Source organism: Arthrobacter nitrophenolicus (assembly GCF_045833485.1).
Lineage (GTDB): Bacteria > Actinomycetota > Actinomycetes > Actinomycetales > Micrococcaceae > Arthrobacter > Arthrobacter nitrophenolicus.
Genome location: NZ_CP174504.1, coordinates 2281837 through 2299375, shown reverse-complemented (window position 1 = coordinate 2299375; position 17539 = coordinate 2281837). Strand labels below are relative to the sequence as shown.

The 17539-nt window shown below is 65.8% G+C and carries 20 protein-coding genes; 5 read left to right on the top strand and 15 right to left on the bottom strand.

The features are described 5' to 3' along the window. Position 1: 1 nt before the first annotated feature. Both purQ and purL read left to right on the top strand, forming a co-directional pair. Positions 2-775 (top strand): phosphoribosylformylglycinamidine synthase subunit PurQ, encoded by a 774-nt coding sequence (gene purQ / locus ACJJV6_RS10850; protein WP_009359058.1) that lies wholly within the window; start codon positions 2-4, stop codon positions 773-775. After that, positions 772-3081 carry a phosphoribosylformylglycinamidine synthase subunit PurL gene (gene purL / locus ACJJV6_RS10845; RefSeq protein ID WP_407708912.1) on the top strand — a complete coding sequence of 770 codons (2310 nt, stop codon included), beginning with the start codon at positions 772-774 and terminating at the stop codon, positions 3079-3081. Before purQ ends, purL begins: the two co-directional genes overlap by 4 nt. A gap of 71 nt (positions 3082-3152) precedes the next feature. Here purL and ACJJV6_RS10840 read toward each other — a convergent pair whose 3' ends face one another. The 5 genes from ACJJV6_RS10840 to ACJJV6_RS10820 form a co-directional block, all read right to left on the bottom strand. Further along, entirely contained in the window at positions 3153-4094 is a 942-nt protein-coding gene (locus tag ACJJV6_RS10840) for a hypothetical protein (RefSeq protein ID WP_407708911.1), read from the bottom strand. 118 nt (positions 4095-4212) lie between these two features. Continuing rightward, the gene (locus ACJJV6_RS10835; protein WP_009359054.1) at positions 4213-4506 is read right to left on the bottom strand and encodes a DUF503 domain-containing protein; all 294 of its coding nucleotides are present in this window, start codon (positions 4504-4506) and stop codon (positions 4213-4215) included. 14 nt (positions 4507-4520) lie between these two features. Next, a complete protein-coding gene (locus ACJJV6_RS10830) occupies positions 4521-4841 on the bottom strand; it encodes a putative quinol monooxygenase (RefSeq protein ID WP_009359053.1) in 321 nt (106 codons plus the stop codon). Continuing rightward, the gene (locus tag ACJJV6_RS10825) at positions 4838-5392 is read right to left on the bottom strand and encodes a DUF1990 family protein (protein ID WP_407708910.1); all 555 of its coding nucleotides are present in this window, start codon (positions 5390-5392) and stop codon (positions 4838-4840) included. The genes ACJJV6_RS10830 and ACJJV6_RS10825 overlap by 4 nt, the downstream gene beginning before the upstream one ends. Next, complete coding sequence (locus tag ACJJV6_RS10820) at positions 5389-5805, bottom strand: MmcQ/YjbR family DNA-binding protein (protein ID WP_407708909.1); 417 nt, start codon at positions 5803-5805, stop codon at positions 5389-5391. The genes ACJJV6_RS10825 and ACJJV6_RS10820 overlap by 4 nt, the downstream gene beginning before the upstream one ends. A 45-nt stretch (positions 5806-5850) precedes the next feature. Here ACJJV6_RS10820 and ACJJV6_RS10815 point away from each other — a divergent pair, with 45 nt between their 5' ends. Then, positions 5851-6879: an isopenicillin N synthase family dioxygenase gene (locus ACJJV6_RS10815; RefSeq protein ID WP_407708908.1), complete on the top strand. Its 1029-nt coding sequence runs from the start codon at positions 5851-5853 to the stop codon at positions 6877-6879. Positions 6880-6905: 26 nt separating this feature from the next. Here the strand turns inward: ACJJV6_RS10815 and ACJJV6_RS10810 are convergent, their stop codons facing one another. The 6 genes from ACJJV6_RS10810 to ACJJV6_RS10785 form a co-directional block, all read right to left on the bottom strand. After that, positions 6906-7331, bottom strand: coding sequence for a CoA-binding protein (locus tag ACJJV6_RS10810; RefSeq protein ID WP_407708907.1), 426 nt, complete (start codon positions 7329-7331; stop codon positions 6906-6908). Between the two features lie 62 nt (positions 7332-7393). Further along, positions 7394-8233 carry a hypothetical protein gene (locus ACJJV6_RS10805; RefSeq protein ID WP_407708906.1) on the bottom strand — a complete coding sequence of 280 codons (840 nt, stop codon included), beginning with the start codon at positions 8231-8233 and terminating at the stop codon, positions 7394-7396. Next, positions 8230-8781 carry an RNA polymerase sigma factor gene (locus ACJJV6_RS10800; protein WP_009359048.1) on the bottom strand — a complete coding sequence of 184 codons (552 nt, stop codon included), beginning with the start codon at positions 8779-8781 and terminating at the stop codon, positions 8230-8232. Before ACJJV6_RS10800 ends, ACJJV6_RS10805 begins: the two co-directional genes overlap by 4 nt. Before the next feature lie 294 nt (positions 8782-9075). Further along, positions 9076-9426: a DUF1508 domain-containing protein gene (locus ACJJV6_RS10795; RefSeq protein WP_009359047.1), complete on the bottom strand. Its 351-nt coding sequence runs from the start codon at positions 9424-9426 to the stop codon at positions 9076-9078. Between the two features lie 267 nt (positions 9427-9693). Further along, a complete protein-coding gene (locus ACJJV6_RS10790; RefSeq protein ID WP_009359046.1) occupies positions 9694-10983 on the bottom strand; it encodes an adenylosuccinate synthase in 1290 nt (429 codons plus the stop codon). A gap of 244 nt (positions 10984-11227) precedes the next feature. Next, entirely contained in the window at positions 11228-12283 is a 1056-nt protein-coding gene (locus ACJJV6_RS10785; RefSeq protein WP_407708905.1) for a M14 family zinc carboxypeptidase, read from the bottom strand. Between the two features lie 291 nt (positions 12284-12574). On the opposite strand from ACJJV6_RS10785, the gene ACJJV6_RS10780 reads away from it, so the two are divergent. Continuing rightward, positions 12575-13204, top strand: coding sequence for a uracil-DNA glycosylase (locus tag ACJJV6_RS10780; RefSeq protein ID WP_035753559.1), 630 nt, complete (start codon positions 12575-12577; stop codon positions 13202-13204). Positions 13205-13340: 136 nt separating this feature from the next. On the opposite strand, the gene ACJJV6_RS10775 is transcribed toward ACJJV6_RS10780, so the two are convergent. The 3 genes from ACJJV6_RS10775 to ACJJV6_RS10765 all read right to left on the bottom strand — a co-directional run bounded on the left by ACJJV6_RS10775 (position 13341) and on the right by ACJJV6_RS10765 (position 15600). Further along, positions 13341-13763 (bottom strand): DUF3151 domain-containing protein, encoded by a 423-nt coding sequence (locus ACJJV6_RS10775; protein WP_009357194.1) that lies wholly within the window; start codon positions 13761-13763, stop codon positions 13341-13343. Beyond that, positions 13764-14783, bottom strand: coding sequence for a class II fructose-bisphosphate aldolase (fbaA, locus tag ACJJV6_RS10770; RefSeq protein WP_009357195.1), 1020 nt, complete (start codon positions 14781-14783; stop codon positions 13764-13766). 142 nt (positions 14784-14925) lie between these two features. Further along, positions 14926-15600, bottom strand: a complete 675-nt coding sequence (locus tag ACJJV6_RS10765) for a TrmH family RNA methyltransferase (protein WP_407708904.1) — start codon at positions 15598-15600, stop codon at positions 14926-14928. Positions 15601-15652: 52 nt separating this feature from the next. Here ACJJV6_RS10765 and ACJJV6_RS10760 point away from each other — a divergent pair, with 52 nt between their 5' ends. After that, the gene (locus ACJJV6_RS10760) at positions 15653-16489 is read left to right on the top strand and encodes an HAD-IIA family hydrolase (RefSeq protein ID WP_200859140.1); all 837 of its coding nucleotides are present in this window, start codon (positions 15653-15655) and stop codon (positions 16487-16489) included. Here the strand turns inward: ACJJV6_RS10760 and ACJJV6_RS10755 are convergent. Beyond that, a complete protein-coding gene (locus tag ACJJV6_RS10755; RefSeq protein WP_407708903.1) occupies positions 16486-17526 on the bottom strand; it encodes an alpha/beta fold hydrolase in 1041 nt (346 codons plus the stop codon). The genes ACJJV6_RS10760 and ACJJV6_RS10755 overlap by 4 nt on opposite strands. Positions 17527-17539: the final 13 nt, after the last annotated feature.

The window sequence follows — 17539 nt, the reverse complement described above, 5'->3', positions numbered from 1 at the left end:
GATGACTGAACTCCCCCTGATCGGCGAGGCTGTGGCCGTCGCCGCCAACCCGCGGCTCGCGGGCGCGAAGATCGGCGTTGTCACCTTCCCCGGAACCCTTGATGACCGTGACGCCGCCCGTGCCGTGCGCCTCGCCGGCGGCACCGCCGTCGAACTCTGGCACGGCGATACCGAACTTGGTGACGTGGACGCCGTCGTCATCCCCGGTGGCTTCTCCTACGGCGACTACCTGCGCGCCGGCGCCATCGCCCGATTCGCCCCGCTGATGTCCCGGATCATCGACGCTGCCAACAGCGACGCACGGCTTCCCGTCCTCGGAATCTGCAACGGCTTCCAGATCCTCACCGAATCGCACCTGCTGCCCGGCTCGATGATCAAGAACGACCACCTGAAATTCCTGTGCCGGGACCAGGTCCTGCGCGTGGAGAACAACACCACCGCCTGGACCCTGGACTACCAGGCGGGCCAGGAAATCACCATCCCGCTGAAGAACCAGGACGGCCAGTACATCGCGGACGAGAAAACCCTCGACGCGCTGGAGGCGGAGGGCCGCGTGGTGTTCCGCTACGTGGGCTTCAACCCCAACGGTTCCCGCCGCGACATCGCCGGCATCTCCAACGCCGCCGGCAACGTGGTGGGCCTCATGCCGCACCCGGAGCACGCCACCGAACAGGGCTTCGGTCCGGAGTCCCTGGACGGCATCGGCGGTTCCGACACCGACGGACTGGGCTTCTTCACCTCCGTACTGACCAAGATTGTGGGAGGCGACAAGTGAGCATCGACACCACCAAGAAGTTCAACATCGACACGGTCGAGAACGCCGCCAAGACCCCGGACACCGAACTGCCCTGGGCTGAGCTTGGCCTCAAGCGGAACGAATTCGACGAAATCGTCAAGGTCCTGGGCCGCCGCCCCACCGGCGCGGAACTGGCCATGTACTCCGTCATGTGGAGCGAGCACTGCTCCTACAAGTCCTCCAAGAACCACCTGCGCCAGTTCGGCCAGAAGGTCACCGAGGAAATGAAGAAGGACATGCTGGTGGGCATCGGCGAGAACGCCGGCGTCACCAACCTTGGGGACGGCTGGGCCGTGACCTTCAAGATCGAATCGCACAACTCGCCGTCGTTCGTTGAGCCCTACCAGGGTGCCGCGACCGGCATCGGCGGCATCGTCCGCGACATCATCTCCATGGGCGCCCGCCCCGTTGCCGTGATGGACCCGCTGCGCTTCGGCGCCATCGACCACCCGGACACCGCACGCGTGATGCACGGTGCCGTTGCCGGCATCGGCGGGTACGGCAACTCCCTGGGCCTGCCGAACATCGGCGGCGAGATGGTGTTCGACTCCGTCTACCAGGGCAACCCGCTGGTCAACGCCCTCGCGGTGGGCGTCATGCGCCACGAGGACATCCGCCTCGCCAACGCCTCCGGCAAGGGCAACAAGGTGGTCCTGTTCGGTGCACGCACCGGCGGTGACGGCATCGGCGGCGCTTCAGTGCTGGCCTCCGAGTCCTTCGACGACACCAAGCCGTCCAAGCGTCCCGCCGTCCAGGTGGGCGACCCCTTCGCCGAGAAGGTCCTGATCGAGTGCTGCCTTGAACTGTTCAAGGGCTCCCTCGTGGAGGGCATCCAGGACCTCGGCGCCGCAGGCATCTCCTGCGCGACGTCGGAGCTTGCCTCCAACGGCGACGGCGGCATGCAGGTTGAGCTGACCTCCGTCCTGCTGCGCGACCCCACCCTGACCCCGGGCGAGATCCTGATGTCCGAGTCGCAGGAACGCATGATGGCCGTGGTGACCCCGGAGAACGTGGAAGCGTTCGAGGCCGTCATGGACAAGTGGGCCGTGGAGTACTCCTGGCTGGGCGAAGTGACCGACACCGGCCGCCTCATCATCACCTGGGAAGGCGAGGTGATCGTCGACGTCGACCCCCGCACCGTGGCACACGACGGACCGGTCTACGACCGCCCGTACGCCCGCCCCGAATGGCAGGACCGCGTGCAGGCTGACACCTTCACCGGTTCCGTGCAGGACGCCGGCCGCCCGTCTTCCCCGGTTTCCCTGGCTGCCGCCGTGACCGAACTCGTGGCATCGCCGAACATGTGCTCCAAATCCTGGATCACCAACCAGTACGACCGGTACGTGGGCGGCAACACCGCCATGGCGTTCCCGGACGACGCCGGCGTGGTGCGCGTGGACGAGGAAACGGGCCTGGGCGTTGCCCTGGCCACCGACGCCAACGGCCGCTACACCTACCTGGACCCGTACCACGGCGCACAACTGGCGCTGGCCGAGGCCTACCGCAACGTCGCCACTTCCGGCGCCGTGCCCATGGCCGTCAGTGACTGCCTGAACTTCGGCTCCCCCGAGGACCCGGACGTCATGTGGCAGCTGGCCGAGGCCATCCGCGGCCTGTCGGACGCCTGCATGGTGCTGGGCATCCCGGTCACCGGCGGCAACGTCTCGCTGTACAACCAGACGGGCACCACGCCCATCCATCCCTCCCCGGTGGTGGCAGTGCTGGGCAAGCTCGACGACGTCGCCCGCCGCACGCCGTCGGGCTGGCGCGAGGATGGCCAGGCGATCTACCTGCTCGGCACCACAGCTGCAGAGCTGGACGGTTCCGAATGGGCCAACATGCGCGGGCACCTGGGCGGGCAGCCGCCGAAGGTGGACCTCGACGCCGAGCGTGCCCTGGGCGAGATCCTGATCAACGCGTCCCGTGACGGCATGATCGACTCGGCACACGACCTCTCCGAGGGCGGCCTCGCGGCCGCCCTGGTGGAGTCCTCGCTGCGCTACGGCGTGGGTGCCCGGATCGCACTGCAGGACGTCCTGGACCGGGACGGCGTGGACCTGTTCACGGCGCTGTTCTCCGAGTCCCAGGGCCGCGCGATCGTTGGCGTTCCCCGTTCGGAGGAAGTCCGCTTCACCGACATGTGCAAGGCCCGCGGCTTTGCCCACACCCGCATCGGCGTGGTGGACGCAGCCAGCGGAACCCTGGACATCAACGGCGTGGACAGCCTGTCCCTGGACGCCCTCCGCGAAGCCCACGAAGGGACCCTGCCGAAGTACTTCGGCTAGCATCACACCATCGATTGCTCCGTAACCGCCCTTTTGGTCCCTCAGAACGGCAGTTACGGAGCATTCGATGCTTAACGGCCCGGGCGCCAGCCTGCCTGAACCAAGGCAGTGCGGACTTTGGCTACGGCCTGTTTCCCGTCGTCCATCATGTGCCGCTTCGAGATCCTTACTTCAGTCCAGCCAAGGGCGGAGTACCGCTCGGATCGCGTGATGTCCCGGACCACTTGAAGTTCCTCCCCATGGTGCTCCCCTTCGTATTCGATGCCGACGCGGTACCTCCGATAGGAAAGATCGGGCGCGTGGTGCCCGACGCCTTCCGTATCCAGGATGGGAACGTTGAGTTCGGGTTCAGGAAGGCCTGCCCAGACAATCGCCAACCGGAGCAATGTTTCCTGGGGCGAATCGGAACCTACCCGCACGAGCCTGAGGGCCTCCTTCGCCTTGCGGAGACCACGTTTACCCCTGTGCCTGTCGATCATCCGCTGAAGATCAGCAATTGTGCACAGCGGCTGATCTCTCCCCTCGTATTCCGGCCGGGGGACACGAACACAGCTGTCCCCCGCCACCACAAGCGCATCCAAGCTCAGTACTTCAGCGAGATCCAGCCATGTCCGTTCAGGAGTGGTGACGGGTATCCCTTGATGGACCGTGACTTCGTCCTCATACAACTTCATCCGGTGCACGATCACGTGCGGCCGCTTGAGATCTGCTGCACCCTCGGGTCGGATGATGTGAAACATCCCGGCTGGCTCCTTTCGCTGGTTATGTGGCAGCAAGAGGAGCTCCGCCGCAGTCTGGTGGGAGGCAGCACACCGCTCGTTGACCTCGATGAACGGCCGCACCCTGACGCTCAGGGGAAGTTCATCCGTCGGACCGTCTTCCCTGATGCCCTTGCCAAGGCGTGTCAGGGAACGGTGCCGCAGGCGTTTGGCGGAAACTCCCGCCTGTGCCGCCTCGGCCGCGGTGAAGGGACGCCCCTTGAGGGCTGCAGGAAGCGGGCGCGCTGTCTTCATTGCTCTATAAGAGCAGAACCTGGCCCGGCTCCCTCCCAGTTATCCACATCCCTCATCGGTTGCTCCGTAACGGCCCTTTTTGGCCTTCAAAACGGCGGTTGTGGAGCAATCGATGTGTTCAGTCCTCGCTGTGGATCTCCCGCTGCCGGGCGCTGAGCAGTTCGATTTCCGGGCGCCCGGCAACGAAGCGGTCGACGGCGTCGAGCACTTCCACGAGGTGCGCCCGGTCCGCGGCCACCAGGCCAACGCCCACCCTTGAGCGCCGATACTGGTCGTGGTCGCCCACTTCTGCCACCGAGACATCGAAGCGGCGCTTGAGTTCGGCGAGCAGGGGCCTGACGACGGACCGCTTCCCCTTCAGGCTGTGGACGTCGCCCAGGAGGATGTCGAACTCAATCCAGCCGATCCACACGGGCCCGGACCTTCCTACTCGATGGTGAGCTCGCCCATCCGGTCCCAGCCATCGCCGTCGAGCTGGCGGCTGATGATCCTGGGGGTCTCGGCGAGCGCCTGGGGCATGTCAGCCATGGCCTGCTTGAAATGGACGCTGTTGACGTGGTCGCCTGCGGCATCGTCCTTGAAGGCTTCCACCAGGACGAACTCGTTCGGGTCGTCCACGCTGCGGGACCAGTCAAACCAGAGGTTCCCCGGTTCCTCCCTGGTGGCCTTGGTGAAGCCATCCACCAGGCCCAGCCAGCGCTCCGACCATTCCGGCTTCACCTTGAATTTGACGACGATAAAGATCACGGGGGCGTTCCTTCCGCGGCGAGTGTTCGTGCCCCTTCAATGTACCGGGAAGTCACGTAGCGCTGCGCGGCCCTGGTCACCAGTCCGCCCGCGGCGTAGAACCAGTTTCCCGGCTTGCTGAAGGCCCGGATCCGAAGGAGCACCTCGCCGGCCTCGTTGATCTCCACCTCAAAGGACTCCTCGCCGCGGGCCGGGTGCCCCGGCAGCGTCCCGTAGCCGAAACCGGCCGACTGCGGCACGCCGTCCGGGGCGGGCTGATGGACCCAGACCACCTCGCACGGCGCATTGAGGCGGAAAGGTCCCGCACCGAACCCGCTTACTACCCGGGCCCCGGGCACAGCTGTGGGCGAATCAGCCCTGACCCGCAGCCCTGCCCGCCTGTGCAGCTCCCACGCCAGGATGCCTTGCGCCAGCCGCCGGTAGGCGTCCATGCCGGTGCCCAGCCGGACTTCTTCCAGGACGCCGGTGAATCCCGCAGGAGCCGCACCCCGTTCCGTGCTCCCCACGCCCGGATAGTTCAGGATGCCCTTCACCAGGGGCTTCCCGGTCACGGCTGTGCCCCGCCGGCGGCCGACAGCCGCGACCACCCGAGCTGTTCCTGCTGCTTGCGGTTGAGGCCAGCCACCACCAGGTCGTAGGAGTCTTCCACCATGTCCCGGACCATGTCATCGGGCAGCGCCCCGTCCAGGCGCACGCCGTTCCAGTGCATCTTGTTCATATGCCAAGCCCCGGTGATCTCCGGGTGGGCAGCACGCAGTTGAACGGCCAGGGACGGCTCGCATTTGAGGTTCACGTAAAAATCCCGGCGATCCATCGAGGACAACGCGAAAAGCTTGCCCCCGGACGCAGTTCCACCGCCGCTAAGGGCCCGGACCTTGAATACTGCCGTTTCCGGCCCAAACGGGTAATCCTCATAGGCGCCCGGGAAGGACAGGCAGATTATCCGTAGTGCGTCGGGGTCCATGAAGCCAGCCTATAAAGCAGGCCGCAGCGGTGCTAGTCTGCGAGGATGTCAGACGATCAGGGCAGCATTCCTGTTCTGGACCTAAGCACCGCACGGCAGCCCTACGGGTCTTTCAGTCCGGAATTCATCGAGCAACTGCGGCACGCCACCCACAACGTCGGTTTCTTCCAGATCACGGGATACGGCGGGGCGCCCGGACAGGCGGAGCATCTCCTGGACGTGATCAGGCGCTTCTTCGACCTGCCCCTGGAGGAACGGCTCAAGCTGGACAACCGGCTGTCGCCCCACTTCCGCGGATACACGCGCATGGGCACCGAGGTGACCCAGGGAAGGGCGGACGCGCGCGAGCAGATTGACTACTCCCCCGAACGCGAGCCGGTCAGCGACTATCCGCCGGACGAGCCATACTGGCTGCTCCAGGGCCCCAACCTGTGGCCTGACGAATCCTTTCCTGAGCTCAAGCCGGCTGCGATGGAGTGGGCCGGGCTGATGTCTTCGGTAGGCATGGAGCTCCTCCGTGCGATTGCCGTTTCACTCCGGCTGCCTGAGGACTACTTTGACGAGCCGTTCCGTGATGCGCCCGCATGGATGGGCAAACTGGTCCACTACGTCGGCGGTGTAGTGGAGGAGGCCGGGGACCAGGGGGTAGGTTCGCACGCGGACTACGGCTTCGTCACCCTCCTGCTGCAGGACGAGGTGGGCGGGCTGGAAGTACAGCCGCCCGGTACTACGGGATGGATACCGGTGGAACCGATCCCCGGCGCACTGGTGGTGAACCTCGGCGAAATGCTGGAAGTGGCCACTGAAGGGTATCTTGCGGCCACCATCCACAGGGTACAGGCGCCCCCGCCCGGCGTGGACCGCTATTCGGTGCCGTTCTTCTGGTCGCCCCGGCTGGACGCCGTCATCGGCCCTGTCCCCCTGCCGCCGGAGCTCAAGGCGGCTGCGCGCGGCATCACCGATGATCCCGCCAACCCCCTGCTCGCGTCCTTTGGGATGAACATGCTCAAGGGCCGGATGCGCGCCCATCCGGATGTCACCGAGCGGCACTATCCGGAGCTGATGAAGCGGTAAGCCGGTGCCGCACCCCTCGGCCGGCGTCAGAGATTGAACTGCCAGGCCACCTGGGCGGGACAGACGTCCATCACCACGTCCAGGCCCGCCGCCTTGGCCCGCGCCGCCGCCGCTTCGTCGATCACGCCAAGCTGAAGCCACACCGCTTTCGCCCCCACGGCGATCGCCTCGTCCACCACCGCACCCACCTTCTGCGAGTTCACGAAGCAATCCACGACGTCGATGGGATGCTTCCCGGGGGGAATATCACTGAGCCTGCGGTATCCCTGTTCGCCGTGCACCGGATCGCCGGGCAGGTTCACGGGAATGATGTCCATCCCCAGCCTGTCCCTGATGAACAGGGACGTGTCGTAGGCGGCGCGCCATTCGTTGGTTGTGAGGCCGACGATGGCCCACCGGCCCTTGGTCCGCATCAAGCGTTCGATGACAGCTGGATCGTTAGTGTGGCCCATGGCCTTAGCCTACCTGCGTGTCCGCAGATGGCCACGGCTGCACGCCAGCGTTCGGCTGCACATCATCGGTTGAACTTCTGCAGCCAGCTGTCACCGGGCGCCGGCGTGCCGGCCGCTGCGGGGGCGCCGTTCACGGACTGGAGTACTTCCGCCAGCGGCTTCAACGCCTCCTCGGTGAGGCTGCCTTCTCCCACCAGCTTCTCCCCGCCGGGCAAGCTGTCTCCGCCGGGCTGTCCAGCGCCGGGGAGGTCCGTACCCGGGCCATCCGATGTGACACGTTCCTGGGCTGGCGCCTGGGGATTATTCTGGCGGCCAGCGCCTGTCACGCCACCGTTTCCCTGCCGGGTTTGCTGATCAGGAGCGGGTGTCCCCGGTACTTTGCGGGGAGCAGGTTGCTGCGCGGCAGGCTGCCCGCCAGGAGCCTCGGCAGGGACGGTTGCACCATCAGTAACGGGGTCCGCTGCCACTGCACCGGGATCAATGCCTGACGTGTCCGGCAGCCGGATTTCCTGGTCCCCCGGGGCTGCAATGTTCCAGGACGGCCGCCAGTCTTCAAGCAGTTCCTGCACGGAGGAGCTGCCTGCCTGCACAGGAGCCTGGGAACTGGCTGCGACTCCGCTTATCCCTGTTGCCATTCCCGCCACCAGGGCAAGCCCCAGCGCCGTAGGCCTGTGGATGCGACGACGGCGGCGGGCGAGTTCATCGGCCGGAGCAACGGACGGGGTGACTTTTCCCGCGCCGGCCATCAGCCTGGCAAGTTCCGCCGACGGCGCGGGCGCAGGCAGGGATGCCAAGGATCCCAGTGAGAACAGGGCGGTGCGGAGTTCCGTATCTTCGGGATGGCCGGCGTCGGCGAGCATGTCCTCGACCAGTGCGGGCAGGCGGGTGGCGTGGGGGGTCATGGTTTGAGGTACTCCTTCACTGCCGCAAGGTCCCTTAACTTGAGGAGCGCCCGCCGCTGCAGTTGCTTGACCGCGCCGGCGCTCTTGCCCATTGCTTCCGCTGCCTGCTCCACGGTGAGCCCGGCTACAAGGCGCAGTGAGAGGACCTCCCGCTGGTCATCGGGGAGGTCATCAAGCAGCCGGAGGACTTCCTGCGGCGAAATGCGGTCCAGCGCTTCGGATTCAGCCGACGCATCCTCCCGGCGGTCGAGCTCCGGCTCGAACGTCACCTGGGCAGGAGTGCGGCTCTGGCGGCGGCGATCGTCCACCATCCGGGCGTGGGCCACCGAGAAAATGAAAGTGCGAAGTCCTGCCGCACCACCATGCACCGAGTCCAGCCGGGGCAGGACGGAGAGAAACACTTCCTGCATTGCCGCCTCCGGATCTTCGACTCCACGGGCCGTGAGGTAGCCCAGGACCTGTGACGCGTAAGTCCGGTACACGAGGCTGTAAACGGCGGGCTGCCGGGACTGGTCCCGGAGCGCCTCGTCAGTCAGTGCATCGGTCACGGACGTAGTGCTTTCAGTCAAAGAGGGGAACGCTCGGTTCAAGGCCTGACCGTGGGACGGAATGCCTTTTCCCCGGCTAACTTTACCCCTCAGTAACCGCTGCGCCGGGACCGCCACGGACGGTACCGGCTCCGGTGTGAAAGCAGCTGCCCCTGCCGCCGGATGAATGGAAGAGCCGGCCTGGAACGTGATGGGGGACAAGTTCCAGGCCGGCGCTACATAAAGGTAATCGCCGGAGCCGGTGGAAGGGTTACGCGGTTCCGGAAAAAGTTTAAGAATCTTTTGGTGGGGCGGTTACGGTGCCACGGCGCGGGTCCAGCGCGGGGCGGCCGCCAGCCCGCGCGGTCCCTTGGCAAGGCTGAAAATGTGTAGCCTCGTCGCGGGCCGCGGCCCGCAGTCGCCCTGCGAAGCGGCCGGCGCAGGCTCGTGGACGGGAAGAGGCGCCGGCGGAGCAGCTGCCCCGGCCGGGCAAAGATCGGTCACCAGTCCGGTGCCGGCGCATTCGCGGACGGCGTCGATCCCTGCCTTCACGGCAGGCTTGTCCTTGAACGCCTGGGAGACGGCCATGACCGTGCCGTCAGGCCCCAGCAACCGGAACCTGTACAGCGAGTCCGCGTCGACAAACACTTCGAAGTTCCCGGCCATAGCGACATCCTTCCAGAGGGAAATCATGCTGGCGACGCCCTCGCGCCGGCCGGCACGTACGCATCGCTGCGATCTTTCCGCGGGTTGTGTGAACTGCAGGTGATCGGTACACCAAGTATTAAAAAAGTTTGCGGCCCCCGCCCGCGCCCTCACAAGACCAGCCCCGTTAACCCTGTGTAAATTGCCTGCCACCTTAAAAGCGGCGGCGGCAGACCCCTGGAAATGGTGGTCCGCCGCCGCCGTATCAGGACTGGCTGGCCTGGAGGGTCAGTCGTTGATGAGGTCGTTCACCACGATGGTCTGGTCCCGGTCCGGTCCCACGCCGATGGCGGAGAAACGCGTGCCGGAGAGCTTCTCCAGGGCGAGGACGTAGTTGCGCGCATTGTCCGGCAGGTCCGCCAGGGTGCGGGCACCGGTGATGTCCTCGGTCCAGCCGTCGAAGTACTCGAAGATCGGCTTGGCGTGATGGAACTCGGTCTGCGTCATCGGCATCTCGTCATGGCGGACGCCGTCGACGTCGTAGGCCACGCACACAGGGATCTGCTCGATGCCGGTGAGGACGTCCAGCTTGGTAACGAAGTAGTCCGTGAAACCGTTGACCCGGGAAGCATGCCGGGCCAGGACGGCGTCGTACCAGCCGCAGCGGCGCGGGCGGCCGGTGTTGACGCCGAACTCACCGCCGGTCTTCTGCAGGTACAAGCCCATGTCATCGAAGAGTTCCGTGGGGAACGGGCCGGCACCGACGCGCGTGGTGTAGGCCTTGATGATGCCGATGGACCGGGAGATGCGGGTGGGGCCGATGCCCGAGCCCACCGAGGCGCCGCCTGCGGTCGGGTTGGACGAGGTGACGAAGGGGTAGGTGCCGTGGTCGACGTCCAGGAACGTGGCCTGGCCGCCTTCCATAAGGACCACCTTGCCTTCGTCAAGGGCGGTATTCAGGACCAGGGTGCTGTCGATGACCAGCGGCCGGAGACGCTCGGCGAAGGACAGGAAGTACTCCACGATCTCGTCCACCACCACGCTGCGGCGGTTGTAGATCTTGACCAGGACCTCGTTCTTCTGGTGCAGCGAGCCTTCCACCTTCTGGCGGAGGATGGATTCGTCGAAGACGTCCTGTACGCGGATGCCAAGGCGGGCCACCTTGTCCATATAGGCGGGGCCGATGCCGCGGCCGGTGGTGCCGATGGCACGCTTCCCGAGGAAACGTTCGGTCACCTTGTCCAGCACCTGGTGGTACGGGGCAACGAGGTGTGCGTTGGCGGAGACGCGGAGCTTGGAGGTGTCGGCGCCGCGCGCCTGCAGGCCGTCAATCTCCTGGAACAGTGCCTCGAGGTTCACTACGCAGCCATTGCCGATAATGGGAACCGCGTTGGGGCTGAGAATACCTGCCGGGAGCAGCTTGAGTTCGTACTTTTCACCGCCTACGACGACGGTGTGCCCGGCGTTGTTGCCGCCGTTCGGCTTGACGACGTAATCGACGCGGCCGCCCAGCAGGTCGGTGGCTTTGCCTTTACCTTCGTCGCCCCACTGGGCTCCTACGATCACAATTGCTGGCATGGGATCCTCCCCCATTCGTTCGGGCTCCCCAGCAGCCCGCCACATCGTGGCGGCCCTGGTGCAGCGCCGTTCATGAGAATGCCCCGAGTGGACCGGCGTCCGTTGTCCCGCGGGCGGGACTGCGGCGCGATGGCCCCGGGGCCCTTACCACCCAAGTTTAGCCGATGGTGCCCTTTGTCCCCCGTTTGGCCGCGGCCCTCCTTTACGCAAGGCAAAGGAGGGCCGCAACCGGTGGGCCTGTGCCCTACTCGTCGTCAGCTTCCCCGCCCGGCCGGGACGTCTGCTCGGCGAGGCTGTCCCAGAAGGAGGTGTCGGCGTCGGCGATTGAACCGTCAGCGATGGCCGCCGCGGTGGACGTCAGAGTGGTGACCGTCTGCTTGATCAGGTAGCCGTTGCTGCGCAGCCCCAGGGCGTAGCCGTCCAGGTAGTGGTCCGACATGCCGCGCATCTCGAACAGCAGGGTGGAGATCCCGTATTCCACTGCGATGCCGTTGCGGCTGATGGTTTCGGCGCTGCCGCCCTGGTACTTGCCCAGGTGGCCCCAGCCTGTGGAGTCCACATTGTCGAACACCACGGCACCCAGCTGCTTGGACCTTTCGACGACGGCGGGGTCCGCGTTGGGGGTGGTGGGGTACAGGATGGAGCCGGACACCAGCTCGCCGTCACGCTCGCTGCGGGTGCCCTGGTGGTGCAGGTCGATCATGTAGTCGATGTCGTACTTGCGCATCACATTGTTGTGGAGCGCCTGCGTTTCGGGCTGGACCTTGGCAACATGGTCGCGGTTCAGGTCCACGCCCTCGGCGTTGTAGCGGGTCAGGTTGCGGTCACCCTTCGCCACGTAATCGTCCAGCGGGAAGTTCACGTCGCCCATGGCCCCGTCTGCATTCAGCATGGGAACGATCAGGATGTTCACGCCGGCCAGGATGTCCCCTGACTTGCCCGTCCCCAGGTGCTTAACGAATTCCAGCGCGCCCTCAGTGGTGAGCTGTTCATTGCCGTGCTGTTGGGTGAGGTAGAGGATGGTGGGATTGTCCGGGTCCGAGATGTACTTGACCAGGTGGATGTCCCGTCCTTTGACGGTCTGCCCGATGACTTCCAGTTCCATCGCCTGCTGCTTGGCGTCCTGGTCCTTCAGGAAGGAAACCATCTGGTCATAGGTGGCCAGCTTCGAGGTTGTGACCTGGCCGTTGCCGTCATAGTTCGGTCCCTCGCCGACGGCCTGCGCCAGCGGGGCCGGTCCTGCGACGACGGCGAGTGCCAGGGCTCCGGACACAGCAAGGGTCCTCAAGGATTTCTTCACAGCGCGTTACCTCTTTCGAGTGCATTAGGTGCGTCCAGCCGCCATGTCCCCCATTGCGGACTGTGACAACAGCCAACCAACGTAAGCGGTTTCTGTCAATCAATTCGACAAACCCTGATACCTGCGCGCTGGGGTACTTGACCGGCGTTTCGTTTCGCGCGGCTTGGTAGACTGGGCAAGGCCGGCCAGGAACCGGCCCACCCCCAATTGCCGCCGCTGATGCGCCGCGCCCCCGTGCGCCCGTTTCAGCTGCGGATGCACCGCCAATCCCCGCAGGAGACCCAGCAGTACATGACAGCACTGGCCCCCGAATCATTCCATGAGCAGCTCCTGAGCCGCCGCTACGAGCCCAACGTCGCCGCCGTCAACGAACTCTGCGATTCCCTGCAGGAGACCAGGCCCGGCACCGTGGTTCCCTACGTCGACCCCATGCACGACGTCGAAGAATGCCGCATCATCAGCCTGTTCTCGAACATCGGCGAAGCAGATCCCTCAGGTTTCATCACCGCCGGCGACCAGGACGCCGCCACCCGCATGCTCGGGATCCAGTGGAAGCTGGGCCTCCGCCCGGAGTTCGTCATGCCCTGGAATGTCCACCCCTGGCACGTCCCCGGCGAGGCCAACGGGAAGTTCACCCCGGACCAGATCCAGTCCGGGCTCAAGCCGCTGCTCAAATTCCTGGCCCTGGTCCCGCGGGCGTCCGTCATCGTGGCCCATGGCACCGAAGCCAACCGCCTGGCAAACCTGCTGCTGAAGACCGAGGTGCCCCTTCTCTGGCGCCGGGGGCTCAAGACCTACAAGGTGCGCTCCCTCAGCGGCCGCGCGTTCGCCGGTTCCCCGGCCCGCCAGGCGGAATACCTGGAGGACATGCGCGTTGCCTACGCCGACGCAATGGCGCGGACCGGCCTGCAGAAGGCATAACCAAAGAACGGGCCCACGCCCGCAGGGTTCCCTGGCCGAGCTTGCGAGGCGAGGGTGCGGGTGGGGAACGACGGCGGGCGGTCACCTTCGTGGAGAAGGTGGCCGCCCGCCGTCGTTCTTTCAGCGAATGCTTGTACTACTGGCCTTCGATGGCTGCCTTGGCCGCGGGATCCGAGTCCTTGAGGAACTTCTCGATGCGCTCGGGTTCCTCCGGCTCGCCGATGGCTGCCGAGGCCCGGCCCAGCGAGTAGAGGGCGCGCAGGAAGCCGCGGTTGGGCTCGTGCTCCCAGGGAATGGGGCCGGCGCCGCGCCAGCCGTTGCGGCGCAGCGCATCCAGCCCGCGGTGGTAGCCCACCCGGGCGTAGGCGTAGGAGTCGATGGTTCGCCCCTCTGCCCACGCCTCTTCAGCCAGGATGGCCCACAGGAGCGAGGACGTGGGGTTCTTCGCCACCAGGTCCACCGCTTCCTGGCCGAGGGCGAGGTGCTGGTACACCTCGGTCTCGGCGGGCAGGAGCGTGGGCTCCGGACCCATGAGGTTTTTGCGGAACTCGTCCGACATCTAGAAGGTCTTTCCGGCCGAGCCGAGCTGCTTGGTGGCTTCGACCACGCGGGCTGCCAGGCCGGCTTCGGCGGAGGCACCCCAGACGCGGGGGTCGTAGGTCTTCTTGTTGCCCACTTCGCCGTCCACCTTCAGGACGCCGTCGTAGTTCTTGAACATGTGGTCGGCCACCGGGCGGGTGTAGGCGTACTGGGTGTCGGTGTCGATGTTCATCTTGATGGTGCCGTAGGAGACAGCGTCAGCGATCTCCTGGTCCGAGGAGCCGGAACCGCCGTGGAACACCAGGTCGAACGGGTTTTCCTTGCCGATCTTCGCGCCCACCTGGGCCTGGATGTCCTTGAGGATCTCCGGGCGGAGCTTGACGCCACCGGGCTTGTACACGCCATGGACGTTGCCGAAGGTCAGCGCGGTGATGTAGCGGCCGTGCTCGCCGGCACCCAGGGCCTCAACGGTGGCCAGGGCGTCCTCAACGGTGGTGTAGAGCTTTTCGTTGATCTCGTTCTCAACGCCGTCCTCTTCACCGCCCACAGTGCCGATTTCAACCTCGAGGATCATCTTGGCGGCGGCGGTGCGCTCCAGCAGTTCGCGGGCGATGCGGAGGTTTTCCTGCAGCGTCTCGGCGGAGCCGTCCCACATGTGGGAGTTGAACAGCGGGTTGCGGCCGGCCTTGACCTCAGCCTCGGAGGCGGCCAGCAGCGGCAGGACGAAGCCGTCCAGCTTGTCCTTGGGGCAGTGGTCGGTGTGCAGCGCAATGTTCACGCCGTAGTTCTTGGCCACCTCGCGGGCGAAGGCTGCAAAGCCCAGGGAACCGGCAACCATGTCCTTGGTGGAGGCGCCGGACCAGTAGGCCGCACCGCCGGTGGAAACCTGGACGATGCCGTCGGACTCAGCCTCGGCGAAACCGCGCAGGGCGGCGTTCAGGGTCTGCGAGGAGGTGACGTTCACGGCCGGGTAAGCGAAGCCGCCTGCCTTCGCGCGGTCGATCATTTCGGAGTAGATCTCTGGGGTTGCAATGGGCATGCTGACTCCTATGCTGAGTTTCGTCTGAGGGCTGGTAACCCGTAGACCGCTTTACGGCTAGCTCCATCCTAGCGATATCCGCCACACCGCCGCCGATTCGGGTCAGCCGTCGGTAACACTCCCGCAAGCAGAAGCGCGCGCCCTACACGTGCTGGTTGAAGACGTGCCGCCGGACCCAGGCGTGCATGGCGATGGCTGCCGCTGAGGCGGCGTTGATGGACCGGGTGGAGCCGAACTGTTCAATGGATAGCGTGGCCTCCGCCGCCGCGTGGACTTCGGGTGTAAGGCCCGGGCCTTCCTGGCCGAAAACCAGCACACAGTCCCTGGGCAGGTCGTAGGTTTCCAGCGGCACCGAGTCCGGGAAAATGTCGACGCCGATGATCGCCAGCCCCTCGCCCTGCGCCCACGCCACGAAGTCCTCAACGGTGGGATGGTGGCGGACGTGCTGGTAGCGGTCGGTCACCATGGCACCGCGCCGGTTCCACCGCCGTCGTCCGATGATGTGCACCTCTTTGGCGAGGAACGCGTTGGCGGTCCGCACCACCGTGCCGATGTTGAGGTCGTGCTGCCAGTTCTCGATGGCCACGTGGAAGTTGTGCCGGCGCGAATCCAGTTCCGCCACGATCGCCTCGTGCTTCCAGTAGCGGTACTTGTCCAGCACGTTGCGGCGGTCGCCGTCGGCCAGCAGGTCCGGGTCCCAGTGGTCGCCTTCCGGCAGTTCGCCTTCCCAGGGCCCGACGCCGACCTCCGCCTTGGGCGCCGCGGCCTCCTCGGGGTGTGCGTTGGGGTCGTCGGGAAGGCCGGGCGTTTGGTTCACCCCTCAACACTAGACTGGTCCACTGGAGCAAACATCACCGGTGGAGGTAAGCGTGGCAGAAGCAGACCAGGTAGCAGGAAATCCCGCGGTATACCGCAGCGGCCAGGAAATCGAGTGCTGGCTGACGGACATGGACGGGGTCCTGGTCCATGAGAACCAGCCGATCCCGGGAGCAGCCGAACTGATCCAGCGCTGGGTGGACACCTCCAGGCGCTTCCTGGTGCTGACCAATAACTCCATCTTCACCCCGCGCGACCTGGCCGCCCGGCTGCGGGCCTCAGGCCTGGAGGTTCCGGAGGAGAACATCTGGACCTCGGCGCTGGCCACCGCCCAGTTCTTGAAGGACCAGGTGTCCGCGGGCGGCTCGGAATCAGGAAACCGCGCCTACACCATCGGCGAAGCCGGGCTGACGACGGCGCTGCACGAGGCTGGTTTCATCCTTACCGACCAGAACCCGGACTTCGTGGTGCTCGGCGAAACACGTACCTACTCCTTTGAGGCAATCACCACCGCGATCCGCCTGATCCTGGCCGGTGCCCGCTTCATCGCGACCAACCCGGATGCCACGGGCCCGTCGAAAGACGGCCCCATGCCGGCCACCGGCGCCATCGCTGCCCTGATCACCAAGGCCACGGGGCGGGAGCCGTACATCGTGGGCAAGCCGAACCCCATGATGTTCCGTTCCGCCATGAACCAGATCGACGCGCACTCGGAAACTACCGCCATGATCGGTGACCGGATGGACACGGACATCATTGCCGGCATGGAGGCGGGGCTGCACACCGTCCTGGTTCTCAGCGGCATTACGCACAAGGACGATATTGCCGCCTACCCGTTCCGGCCCAACCAGGTCCTGAACTCCGTGGCGGACCTGAAGAACCAGATCTAGAACACACTCACCCTGGAGCCGCCCCGGGGCAGCGGGAAGAACCCGTTCAGCAGTTCCTCCAGGAGGGGGTTGTACACGTTCGGGTTCCAGCCGGGGCTAGCGTGGGCGGGGGCGGCTCCGGTGGTCTGCAGGCCCGTCGAAACCATGTTGTCCTTGAACGCCACCGCCCACGCCTCGGCGGCCGTCTGGTAGCGCACGGTGCGGTCCCTCGGGTTGCCGATGTAGGCCATCCTGGCGTTGCCGATCCGCCCGGCGAACCGGGATCCATCGAAGTAGTAGATGTAGGCGGATTCGGTTTGGATCAGCACACTGGACGGGGCGATCGGGGACAGTTGTTCCAGGGTCTGGTCCAGGATCTGCCGCCAGCTGCGCTCGTCCTTGTGGATCACCCGTTCGCCCAGCTCGTAACCGCCGCGCAGGGTGGACGGGAACCGGAAGCCGCGCTCGTAGAGGAACACCACGCCGTCGAACCAGCTTTGGTCAAGGACGTCATGCTTGCTGTACGGGCTGGAGTCCAGGACGATGAACTTCACTTCCACGCCGTGAAGCTCCAAAAGCCGGGCGGCCACCTGGGTTGCCACCATCCCGCCGAAACTGTGCCCGTAGAAGAAGAGCTTGGTGAGCTTCCGGGCGCGGACGTACTCGATCACGGCGATCACCACCTCGTCGATGTCCAGCCCCTGGTTGGAGTACCCGACGGCGGCCAGCCGGGCCCGCTTGTTCAGGGACCCGCGCAGCGAGTTCAGGATCCACTGCGCCTCTTCCCAGCTGGTTTTGTAGCCGGGGAAGAGGAACCAGCTGGCGTCCGGGTAGTAGGCGTCCGCGAAGTTGTCCGGCACGGGCAGGATCTTGTTGGTCCGGCGCTGCGACTGGACCTCCCGCGTGAGGAGCATGTCCGCCGCCAGCAATCCCGAGGCCCCGGCGCCGGTGAGGAACGTGCGCCGGGAAAAGCGTTTCAGGGCAGCGGCTTCCGCCAGCAGGCGGGCCGCGGAAGACCCGCGCCGGTCCTGCGGACTTACCTCCCCCTCATACGGCACGCCTCTACCGTAG